The following is a 10,388-nucleotide window of genomic DNA, read 5'->3' as shown; positions in this document are numbered from 1 at the left end:
AGCACCCGCCGGCGGCGGGCATCCGCCGAGAGGCCCGTGCCGAGCCGCAGGCCGGTGACCTCCGCCAGCACCGCGCCGGTCTCGTCGAGGACGTCGAGATCGGCCTCGACCGCGGTCGCGGTGGCGGCTGTCACGGTGACCAGGCAGTAGCGTGCGCCGCGCACCGGGCCGTGGACCCGCAGGCGGCTCACGCCGAGCGGGAGCATGATGGCCCCCGACCGGTCCGCGTGCAGGTGCGGGTGGGCGCCGACGGCCTGGAAGCACGCGTCCAGCAGTGCGGGGTGGATGCCGTACGCGCCCTGCTGCGAGCGCACGGCTCCCGGCAGCGCCACCTCGGCGAGCACCGAGTCGCCCGCATCGGACGTGTGCGCCGCGGTCACGCCGGCGAACGCCGGTCCGTACTGGATGTGGTGTGCGTCGAACCACGCGCGCAGTGCCGGTCCGTCGACCGCCACGGGGTGCGCGGCGAGCAACTGCGCGATGTCGTGGGTGGGCGTGTGGCGTGGCTCCGCAGCCGGAGCCAGCCGGGCGGTGGCGCGGCGGACCCGGTCACCGTCGGCGTAGGTGTCGACGGTGAAGTCGAGTGTCCCGGACGGGGTCATCGTGGCGGCGGCCGACACCGGGGTGGCGTCGTCGAGCAACAGCATCTCGTCGAAGGTCAGGTCGCACACTTCGGCGGTGTCGCCGAGCGCGGCGCGCGCTGCGGCCAGTGCCATCTCGCAGTAGGCCGCCGCAGGCAGTGCGGCGACGTCGTGCACGCGGTGGTCGGCCAGCCACGCCTGGGCCGCCGTGCCGACGTCGGACTGCCAGACATGGCGCTCCGGTTCCTCGGGCAGTCGCACGTGCGCGCCGAGCAGCGGATGAGCCGCCACAGTCTGCGCGCCCGCCACGGCGCCCCGCGGCGTGGCACTGAGCATCAGACGCGGATGTGTCCACACCGGCAGCGGCGCGTCCACCAGCACGCCGTCGGGGTAGAGCGCGGTGAAGTCGATCTCGGCTCCGGCGCTGAACAGGTCGACCAGGACGTCGCGCAGTCCGTGCGGCGTCTCCTGCCCGCGGCGCATCGTCGCCAGCGCCGCGATCGAGACGTCGAGGGCCTTGGCGTTCTGGTCGACCGCGTGGGTCAGCAGCGGGTGCGGTGAGAGCTCGGCGAAGACGCGGAACCCGTCCTCGAGCGCCGCCTGCACCGCGGCGGCGAACCGCACCGCGTGCCGCAGGTTGTCCGCCCAGTACCAGCCGTCGTAGTCGGCCGGTTCCCGCGGGTCGTAGAGCGTGGCCGAGTAGTACGGGATCGACGGTTCCGACGGCTCGAGGTCCTCGAGGGCGTCGGTGAGTTCGTCGAGGATCGGATCGACCTGCGGCGAGTGCGAGGCGACGTCGACCGCCACCTCCCTGGCCATCACCCCGCGCTCCTCCCAGGCCGCGACCAGAGTGCGGATCGTCGACCTCGCACCGCCGACCACCGCCGACTGCGGCGAGGCGATCACCGACAGCACCACGTCGGCGGCTCCGGCGGCGGCCAGTTCGGAGAGCACCTGCTGGGCGGGCAGTTCCACCGAGGCCATCGCACCCGGTGCCGCGCCCGAGTCGGCGACGGCCTGCATCAGCCGGGACCGCCTGCAGATCACGGCCACACCGTCGGCGAGTGTGAGGACGCCGGCGACGACGGCTGCCGCCGCCTCGCCCATCGAGTGCCCGATCACCGCTGCTGGCCGAACCCCGTATCCGGCAAGCGTTCTCGCGAGGGCGACCTGGACGGCGAACACGGTGGGCTGTACCCGGTCGATGCCGGTGACCGTCTCGGGCGCCGACATCGCCTCGGTCACCGAGAAACCCGACTCCCGGGCGATCAGCGGCTCGACCTCGGCGACGGCCTCGGCGAAGCGCGGCTCGGCGGCCAGCAGCGCCGCACCCATCGCGGCCCACTGCGACCCCTGGCCGGAGAACACCCATACGGCGCCCTGACCGGTGTCGGCTGCCGGCGTCTGCGGCGGGGTGTCGCCCGCCGCCACCCGACGCAGGGCATCGACGAGTTCGGTTGCGCTGCCCGCCAACACCGCGGTGCGCACGGTGCGGTGCGCACGGCGGCGGGCGAGCGTGTAGGCCAGGTCCCGGAGATCCGCGGGGTCGCCGCCGATCCGGGCGTCGACCCAGTCGGCGAGCCGTGCCGCCGTCTGCCGCAACGACTCCGGCGAGGTGGCCGACAGCGGGAACAACCACGGTGCGCTCAGGTCGCGTGCGGTCGAGTCGTTCTCCTCGACGATCCGGGGTGCGGCCACGCTCGGGGCCTGTTCGACGACCAGGTGCACATTCGTTCCGGACAGGCCGTAGGACGACACGGCGGCCCGGCGCGGGTGGTCGTCCTCGACGGGCCACGGCGTCGCCGTCTGCGGCACGAACAGCCCGGTCTGCACCTCCGCCATCTGTTCGGGTAGCCGGTTGAAGTGCAGGTTCGGCGGCACCTGCGCGTGTTGCAGCGCCAGTACCGCCTTCATCAGGCCGAGCGCACCCGACGCCGACTGGGCGTGTCCGAGGTTCGTCTTGGCCGACCCGAGGACGCACCGTCCGGCCGTGCCGTAGACCTTCGCGAGGCTGGTGTATTCGATGGGGTCGCCGACCGGGGTTCCGGTGCCGTGCGCCTCGACGTAACCGACGGTGACCGGGTCGACGCCGCCCGCGGCGAGCGCGGCCCGGTAAACCGACTCCTGAGCGGCCGGCGACGGAGTGGCGATGTTGACCGTGCGGCCGTCCTGGTTCGTCGCGGTGCCGCGGATCACCGCGAGCACCCGGTCCCCGTCGTCCAGCGCATCCGGCAGCCTCTTGAACAGCAGCATCACCGCTGCCTCACCGGAAACGAAGCCGTCGGCGTCGGCGTCGAACGCCCGGCACCGACCGGTCGCGGAGAGCATGCCCTGCGCCGAGCCCGAGGCCATCTTGCGGGGCTCGAGCAGCACGTTGACCCCACCGGCCAGCGCCATGCTGCTCTCGCCGTCGTGCAGGCTCCGGCACGCCATGTGCACCGCGAGCAGCGCCGACGAGCATGCGGAGTCGACGGTGAAGGCCGGGCCGTGCACGCCGAGGTGGTAGGCGATCCGTCCGGAGGCCAGACCGTAATTGCTGCCGGTGAACCCGTAGGGTCCGGCGATGGCGTCGGCCTCGGCGGTGACCAACTGGTAGTCGTTGTGCGTCATGCCGACGAAGACGCCGGTCTGGCTGCCGGCCAGCGATGCGGGTGCAATACCGGCGTGTTCGACCGCCTCCCATGCTGTTTCGAGGAGCAGGCGGTGCTGCGGGTCGATGGCGGTCGCTTCGCGCTCGCTGATGCCGAAGAAGTCGGCGTCGAATCCACCGACGTCGTCGAGGAAGCCGCCCCATTTGGACACAGACCGGCCGGGCACACCGGGCTCCGGATCGTAGAAGTCGTCGGCATCCCACCGGTCGGCCGGCACCTCGGTGACCAGGTCACTGCCGCGCAGCAGGGCCTCCCACAGTTCGGCGGGCGACTCGATACCGCCGGGCAGCCGGCACGCCATCCCGACGACGGCGATGGGCGTCATGGGCCTGTCGATCACGAAGCTCCTACCTCTTCTGGCATCCAGGACATCTGCAGGTCACGCCAACGGCAAAGTCAATTGCGGCAAGTTAGCACAACCTAAAGGGGCGTGCGAACCGTACGTGTCCCGGGCCGGGCCGAAGGCAGGCAGTCGAAAGACGCTGCTCAGCGGGCATTTCAGCGGGTTCAACAACGGTTACCGCCCAATCGGAACGCAAGTATGGCAACGAACCCGCACGGTTGCGCACCGGCGGCCAGCAAAGGAACTGATCTTGGACTTCGCGGGCGAAACCGCCCGTCGCGGCGCTCGGCGTTACTTGCAAAGGGGAAGATTAGCGCCTTCGCTACCGGGTATGAGGGCTACCTTTCGGCGCCGCCGGGTCGGCCGCCGACGAGTGCGCCATGAACCGGCGTGAGGAGGCTAGGACTTGTCGTCGGTGAAGACCGCGGGGCGTCGTTGCGCGCGCGCCGCCACCGCCTCCTCGAAGTTGGCGGTCAGCAGTCGCACGAACAGCTGGCCCAGCCCCTCGGCCTGCATGTGCCCCTCGAGGCTGCCGGCGTCCAGCCCGGACCACAGCGTGCGCTTGGTCAGCTCGACACCGGGCCGGGAGAACGCGGCGATGCGTTCGGCCATGTCGAAGCACACCTCGAGCAGTTCGTCCTCCGGCACCGTCCGGGAAACCAGGCCGATCCGCTCGGCCTCTGCGCTGTCGACGTCGCGACCGGTGAGCATGATCTCGAACGCCCGCGACGAGCCGATCGCGCGGGGCAGCAGATAGGACAGACCCAACTCGCTGGCCGTCAGGCCGTTGTTGATGCCCGCGGCACGGAAATAGGCACCGGTCGCCGCGACGCGGATGTCGGCGGCCAGCGCCAGGCAGAGACCGCCGCCGATCGCGGCGCCGTTCACCGCCGCGATCACCGGCTGGTGGAGCTTGCGCAGCGCCAGGATCACCTCGTCGAGGACCTCCATGGACCGCAGCGCGAACGTCGGCCGGGTCAGCCCGTCGATGTGCGGCACCGAACCCGCCGACTTGTGGTCCGCGCCGGAGGAGAACCCGCGGCCCGCGCCGGTCAGCACCACCGCGCGCACCGAATTGTCGTGGCTCAGCTCGGCGAGTACGTCGCGCAGCGGCACCATGACGTCGAACGCCATCGAGTTCATGCGTTCGGGCCGGTTGAGGGTCACCAGTGCGACCTGCGGGCGCGGCCGGTCGACGAGGACGAACTGCTGTGCTTCGGTCACCCGAGCACGCTATCGCGGGGCCGTGCACCGGCCCCCGGGCAGCTAGGCCTGCGCGCCGTCGTCCTGGGCGGCGATCGCCGCGTCGACGTCGAACTCCCTGACCTTCTGCACCAGGTCCTCCAGAGCCGCCGGCGGCAACGCGCCGGCCTGGTTGAACACCAGTTTGCCCTTCTTGAAGACCATCAGCGTCGGGATGGAGCGGATGTCGGCGGCCTGCGCCAGCGCCTGCTCGGCCTCGGTGTCCACCTTGGCGTGCACGACGTCGGGGTGCTTCTCGGACGAGGCCGAGAAGGTGGGCGCGAACGCGCGACACGGGCCGCACCACGACGCCCAGAAGTCCACCAGCACGATGTCGTTGTCGTTGATGGTGTCGTTGAACTGCTCTGCGGTGATGTCTTGCGTTGCCACGACTGTCCTAACGTTGGGTTCACCATGCTTGTTCCCCGCGGCCGGCCGGTTCACGCCTGCCCGCCCGCGGGTCAGCGGTCTGATGCGCGGGTCCGGCCCTCGGCGAAGAACTCCGCGACCCGGCGGGCCAGTTCGTCCACGTCGTCGGCGGGGTCGAGCGCCAGCAGCGCTCCGAACGGTGCGTTCCAGAACGCCCCCCGGCGTGCGGTCCACGGGCCGACGTAGGCGTACGGCATCGGGTGGTGGTCGTCGCCGGCGGAGACTCCGTAGTTCACCTCGTCCTCGGTGACCGCGACGTCGAAGTGCTCCGGCCAGAGCACCGGATGCTGTTCGGGCAGAACGTGTTTGATGGCGAATCCGCCGGCGTAGAGGCTGCGGTACAGCAGGTCGGCCGCCGCCGGGTCGATGTCGAGCACCGCGTCGGCGGCCAGCGGGTCGACGACGTCGTAGACGCCTTCGGGTGGGCCCGCCGTGACGCCCGCGGCGGTGGCCAGCGCGCCCACCGGCCCGGCCAGCGCGGCGCTGCCGTGCTGCCACACCAGCTCCGTGCCGTGCACGGCGATCGGCAGCGCGACACCGGTGAAGCCGTCGGGCCGCACCGCCAGGCGGATGGTGCCCGCCGCGCGATGCTGCGGTCCGGCGATCAGGCTCTCGGCGACACCGCGCAGCTGCCTGCGCGTGGCGACGTAATCGGGGCTCATACCGAATGAGTTACCAGGGATCCGGGCCGGCCGTGCGATTACCCGGCGGCGGCGCGATCGGCGTTGGCCAGCAGTCGCCGCTGCCGCCGCGGCCACCAGAACACCTCGAGCAGCAGCAGCACCAGGTAGACGGCCGAGACCACGGCGTTGCCCCAGGTGCCGTAGAACGCGTCCCACACGGCCATGCCCACGCCGACGACGAGCACCAGCGGGATCACCCAGCGATACGGCCGTGCCGTCCCGGCAGCCGCGCGCATCCCCGATCCGTACTCGACGAGCGCCTCGGTCAGGCACGGTGACCCGACCGGTTCGCCACGGCGGGCGGCGCGGGCCACGGCCACCCGCTCGTCGGCGGTGAGCGCCGCGGCGCCCGGCCAGAACCGCGCCATGCGGCGTTGCATCCAGATGCCGTAGCCCCCACCGACCACGACGGTGACGACCACGCCGGCCACCAGCAGACCCGAGTCGAGCCAGGCGAGCACGCCGAGGCACACGCCCACTGCGGCGCCGACGGTCAGTGCACGGACGACCGGCCCGCCGCGCCACACCGCCGCAGGAACGGTGACCATTAGGTCATTGTGCCCCGGTGCGGTCCGCTGACCGGTGAAATCGACGCGTCAGACGGTGAAGCCGAGCGCCCGCAGTTGTTCGCGGCCGTCCTCGGTGATCTTGTCCGGGCCCCAGGGCGGATTCCACACCCAGTTGATCTTGATCTCGTTGACCAGCCCCGCGCCCACGAGCGCGTTGCGCGACTGGTCTTCGATCACATCGGTCAACGGGCACGCCGCCGAGGTCAGCGTCATGTCGATCAGCGCGACGTTGCCGCCGTCGCCCTCTTCGATGTTCAGCCCGTACACCAGGCCGAGATCGACGACGTTGATGCCGAGTTCGGGATCGACGACGTCACGCATCGCCTCCTCCAGATCGGCTAACAGCTCATCGGGTGCGGTCATCCTGCCTCCTCGAATTCTTCCGACGCCTGCGCCAGCGCGGCCTTGAAAGCCGTCCAGCCCAGCAGCGCACATTTCACCCTCGCCGGGTATTTGGCCACGCCCGCGAATGCCACGCCGTCGCCGATCACGTCCTCGTCGCCCTCGACGGCGCCACGGGACGACACCATCTCGGTGAACGCCGCGACGGTCGACAGTGCCTGCGCGACACTTTGACCGATCACCTGGTCGGTGAGCACCGACGTCGCGGCCTGGCTGATGGAGCAGCCCTGCCCGTCGTAGGAGATGTCCTCCACCGTCCTGCCGTCGCCGGACAGCGCCACCCGCAGCGTGACCTCGTCACCGCACGTCGGGTTCACGTGATGCACCTCGGCGCCGAAGGGTTCGCGCAGCCCTCGGTGGTGCGGGTGTTTGTAGTGGTCCAGGATCACCTCCTGGTACATCTGCTCCATCCGCACGGTGCGCTCAATCCCGCCCGAAGAACTCGACGGCCCGCTTGATGCCCGCGACCAGCCGGTCCACCTCGTCGGTCGTGTTGTACACCGCGAACGACGCCCTGGCAGTGGCGTGGATGCCGAACCGGCGGTGCAGCGGCCACGCGCAGTGGTGCCCGACCCGCACGGCGACGCCCTCGTCGTCGAGCACCTGCCCCACGTCGTGGGCGTGCACGCCGTCGACGACGAAGCTGACCGGCGAACCGCGGTCGGCCATGTCGGTGGGTCCGACGACCCGGACACCCGGGATGCCGGCCAGCCCGTCGAGCGCGGCTTCGACCAGTCGGGCCTCGTGCGCCTCGACGGCGTCCATGCCCAGTGCGTCGAGATAGCGTGCGGCGGCTGCCAGTCCGACGACCTGCGACGTCATCGGGGTGCCCGCCTCGAAGCGTTGCGGGGCCGGGGCGTAGGTGGTGGCCTCCATCGTGACCGTCTCGATCATCGACCCGCCGGTGATGAAGGGCGGCATCGCGTCGAGCAGCTCACGGCGGCCGTAGAGCACGCCGATCCCGGTGGGGCCCAGCATCTTGTGCCCCGAGAACGCGGCGTAGTCGACGTCGAGCGCGTGGAAGTCGACGGGCTGGTGCGGCACCGACTGGCAGGCGTCGAGCAGTGTGAGCGCGCCCACCTGCTTGGCCCGAGCCACCAGTTCGGCGACCGGGGCGATCGCGCCGGTGACGTTCGAGTGGTGGCTGAACGCGACGATCTTCACGCGCTCGTCGAGCTGCAGCGAGTCGAGGTCGATGCGCCCGTCGTCGGTGACGCCGTACCAGCGCAGCGTGGCACCGGTGCGGCGGGCCAGCTCCTGCCACGGGATGAGGTTCGCGTGGTGTTCGAGCTCGGTGGTGACGATGACGTCTCCGGGCCCGACGGCGCGGCCCCCGAACCTGTTGTCCCCCAGCGCGTACGACACCAGGTTGATCGACTCGGTGGCGTTCTTGGTGAACACCAGCTCGTCGGTGTCGGCCCCGACGAACGCCGCGATGTCGGCGCGGCCCTGCTCGTAGGCGTCGGTGGACTCCTCCATCAGCTGGTGCGCGCCGCGGTGCACCGCGCCGTTGGACGTGGTGAGGAAGTCACGCTCGGCGTCGAGCACCTGCCGCGGCTTCTGCGACGTCGCACCCGAATCGAGGTACGCCAGCTGGTTCCCGCCGCGCATCACCCGCGACAGGATCGGGAAGTCCGCACGCACCGTCTCGAGGTCCACCGCCAGCGCCGGGCGTTCCGTGGAGGCCGTCATCGCGCCGCCTAGGATCCCGCCGCCGGAGCGTGGGTGAAGCGTTCGTAGCCGTTCTCCTCGAGCTCGTCGGCGAGCTCGGGGCCGCCTGACTCGATGATCCGGCCGCCGACGAAGACATGGACGAACTGCGGCTGGATGTAGCGCAGGATCCGGGTGTAGTGCGTGATGAGCAGCACGCCGCCGTTCTCGGCCTCGGCGTAGCGGTTGACACCCTCGCTGACGATGCGCAGCGCATCGACGTCGAGACCCGAGTCGGTCTCGTCGAGAATCGCGATCTTCGGCTTCAGCAGGCCGAGCTGCAGGATCTCGTGACGTTTCTTCTCGCCGCCGGAGAAGCCCTCGTTGACGCTGCGCTCGGAGAACGTCGGGTCGATGTCGAGATCGCTCATCGCGGTCTTGACCTCTTTGACCCAGTGCCGCAGCTTCGGCGCCTCGCCCCGCACGGCGGTGGCCGCGGTGCGCAGGAAGTTCGACATCGACACCCCGGGCACCTCGATCGGGTACTGCATGGCCAGGAACAGTCCGGCCCTGGCGCGCTCGTCGATGCTCATCGCCAGGACGTCCTCGCCGTCCAGCGTGATCGAACCGGACGTCACGGTGTACTTGGGGTGTCCGGCGATCGCGTAGGACAGCGTCGACTTGCCCGACCCGTTGGGCCCCATCACCGCGTGCGTCTCCCCCGACTTCACGGTCAGGTTGACGCCCTTGAGGATCGGGATGTCGGTGCCGTCCTCGGCGGAGACGACGGAGACGTGCAGGTCCTTGACTTCAAGCGTGGTCATGTCAGTTACTTCTCGATTCCGTGATCGCTAGTTCTCGTTCGATGGCGTCGGTGAGGCGCTCGCGCACGGCGGGCACGGCGATCTTGGCGATGATCTCGCCGAAGAATCCGCGCACCACCAGCCGGCGGGCCTGCTCCTCGGGGATGCCGCGGGCCCTCAGGTAGAACAACTGCTCGTCGTCGAAACGGCCGGTGGCACTGGCGTGTCCGGCGCCGACGATCTCACCGGTCTCGATCTCCAGGTTCGGCACCGAATCGGCGCGGGCCCCGTCGGTCAGCACGAGGTTGCGGTTGACCTCGAAGGTGTCGGTGCCGGTGGCCTCGGCGCGGATCAGCACGTCGCCGATCCACACGGTGTGGGCGTCGGGGCGGTCGGAGTCCGGGTCGCCCTGCAGTGCGCCCTTGTAGAGCACGTCGGACTTGCAGTTGGGCTGCGAGTGGTCGACGAGCAGCCGCGACTCGAAGTGCTGGCCGTCGTCGGCGAAGTAGGTGCCGAGCATCTGGGCCTGGCCGCCGGGACCGGCGTACCGCACCGTCGCCGTGGTGCGCACGACGTCCCCGCCGAGGGTGACGTTGACGTGCCCCAGCACGGCGTCGCGCCCCAGCCGGGCGTGGTGGGCGCTGACGTGGACCATGTCGTCGGCCCAGTCGGCGATCCAGATCACCCCGACACCGGCCGAGTCGCCGACGACGATCTCGACGTTGTCGGCATAGGTTCCGCTGCCGCGCAGGTCGACGACGACGATCGCCCTCGCCAGTTCCTCGACGCGGATCTGCAGGTGTCCGTAAGCCACCGCGCCCTCGCCGGGACCGTTGACGACGATCTCGATCGGTTCGGCCACCTCGGTGTCGCGTGCGACCGTCACGATCGTCGCGGACTCGAACGACGAGAAGGCTTGCGCCGCAACGCGATCAGCGGGCACGCCGGCCTGGCCGAGCCGGGCGTCGCCGCGTTGCACCGTCTGGACCGTCACGCCGGGCCGCTCGGTGACCTCGATCGCGGCGCGTCCGGTCG

Annotated in this window: 10 protein-coding genes; all 10 read right to left on the bottom strand. The window is 70.6% G+C overall.

Annotation, left to right across the window (positions count from 1 at the left end; translation table 11 throughout):
- The coding region (locus Q2100_RS26420) for a type I polyketide synthase (protein ID WP_302916450.1) at positions 1–3,569 on the bottom strand (3,569 nt) is incomplete at its 3' end.
- Positions 3,570–3,974: 405 nt separating this feature from the next.
- On the bottom strand, positions 3,975–4,799 hold the full coding sequence (locus Q2100_RS26415) for an enoyl-CoA hydratase (protein WP_302916449.1): 825 nt from the start codon (positions 4,797–4,799) through the stop codon (positions 3,975–3,977).
- 42 nt (positions 4,800–4,841) lie between these two features.
- Positions 4,842–5,207, bottom strand: coding sequence for a thioredoxin (gene trxA, locus Q2100_RS26410; RefSeq protein ID WP_264013837.1), 366 nt, complete (start codon positions 5,205–5,207; stop codon positions 4,842–4,844).
- 71 nt (positions 5,208–5,278) lie between these two features.
- The gene (locus tag Q2100_RS26405; protein ID WP_302916448.1) at positions 5,279–5,908 is read right to left on the bottom strand and encodes a hypothetical protein; all 630 of its coding nucleotides are present in this window, start codon (positions 5,906–5,908) and stop codon (positions 5,279–5,281) included.
- Positions 5,909–5,946: 38 nt separating this feature from the next.
- A complete protein-coding gene (locus Q2100_RS26400) occupies positions 5,947–6,477 on the bottom strand; it encodes a hypothetical protein (protein WP_302916447.1) in 531 nt (176 codons plus the stop codon).
- A gap of 48 nt (positions 6,478–6,525) precedes the next feature.
- Complete coding sequence (locus Q2100_RS26395) at positions 6,526–6,861, bottom strand: metal-sulfur cluster assembly factor (protein WP_302916446.1); 336 nt, start codon at positions 6,859–6,861, stop codon at positions 6,526–6,528.
- Positions 6,858–7,316: a Fe-S cluster assembly sulfur transfer protein SufU gene (sufU, locus tag Q2100_RS26390; protein ID WP_302916445.1), complete on the bottom strand. Its 459-nt coding sequence runs from the start codon at positions 7,314–7,316 to the stop codon at positions 6,858–6,860. The genes Q2100_RS26395 and sufU overlap by 4 nt, the downstream gene beginning before the upstream one ends.
- A gap of 7 nt (positions 7,317–7,323) precedes the next feature.
- Positions 7,324–8,592, bottom strand: coding sequence for a cysteine desulfurase (locus tag Q2100_RS26385; protein WP_302916444.1), 1,269 nt, complete (start codon positions 8,590–8,592; stop codon positions 7,324–7,326).
- Between the two features lie 8 nt (positions 8,593–8,600).
- Complete coding sequence (gene sufC / locus Q2100_RS26380; RefSeq protein ID WP_264013832.1) at positions 8,601–9,374, bottom strand: Fe-S cluster assembly ATPase SufC; 774 nt, start codon at positions 9,372–9,374, stop codon at positions 8,601–8,603.
- Position 9,375: 1 nt separating this feature from the next.
- On the bottom strand, positions 9,376–10,388 hold a 1,013-nt coding region (gene sufD / locus Q2100_RS26375; protein ID WP_302916443.1), incomplete at its 5' end, for a Fe-S cluster assembly protein SufD.

Source organism: Mycolicibacterium arseniciresistens, from assembly GCF_030519285.1.
Taxonomy (GTDB): domain Bacteria; phylum Actinomycetota; class Actinomycetes; order Mycobacteriales; family Mycobacteriaceae; genus Mycobacterium; species Mycobacterium arseniciresistens.
This window is presented reverse-complemented; position numbering and strand designations above follow the sequence as displayed.

What these genes read in the sequence shown, in the direction of transcription:
- Q2100_RS26400 (WP_302916447.1), bottom strand. Translation starts at nt 6,477, where the DNA reads ATGGTCACCGTTCCTGCGGCGGTGTGGCGCGGCGGGCCGGTCGTCCGT.
- Q2100_RS26395 (WP_302916446.1), bottom strand. Translation starts at nt 6,861, where the DNA reads ATGACCGCACCCGATGAGCTGTTAGCCGATCTGGAGGAGGCGATGCGT.
- sufC (WP_264013832.1), bottom strand. Translation starts at nt 9,374, where the DNA reads ATGACCACGCTTGAAGTCAAGGACCTGCACGTCTCCGTCGTCTCCGCC.
- Q2100_RS26385 (WP_302916444.1), bottom strand. Translation starts at nt 8,592, where the DNA reads ATGACGGCCTCCACGGAACGCCCGGCGCTGGCGGTGGACCTCGAGACG.
- Q2100_RS26405 (WP_302916448.1), bottom strand. Translation starts at nt 5,908, where the DNA reads ATGAGCCCCGATTACGTCGCCACGCGCAGGCAGCTGCGCGGTGTCGCC.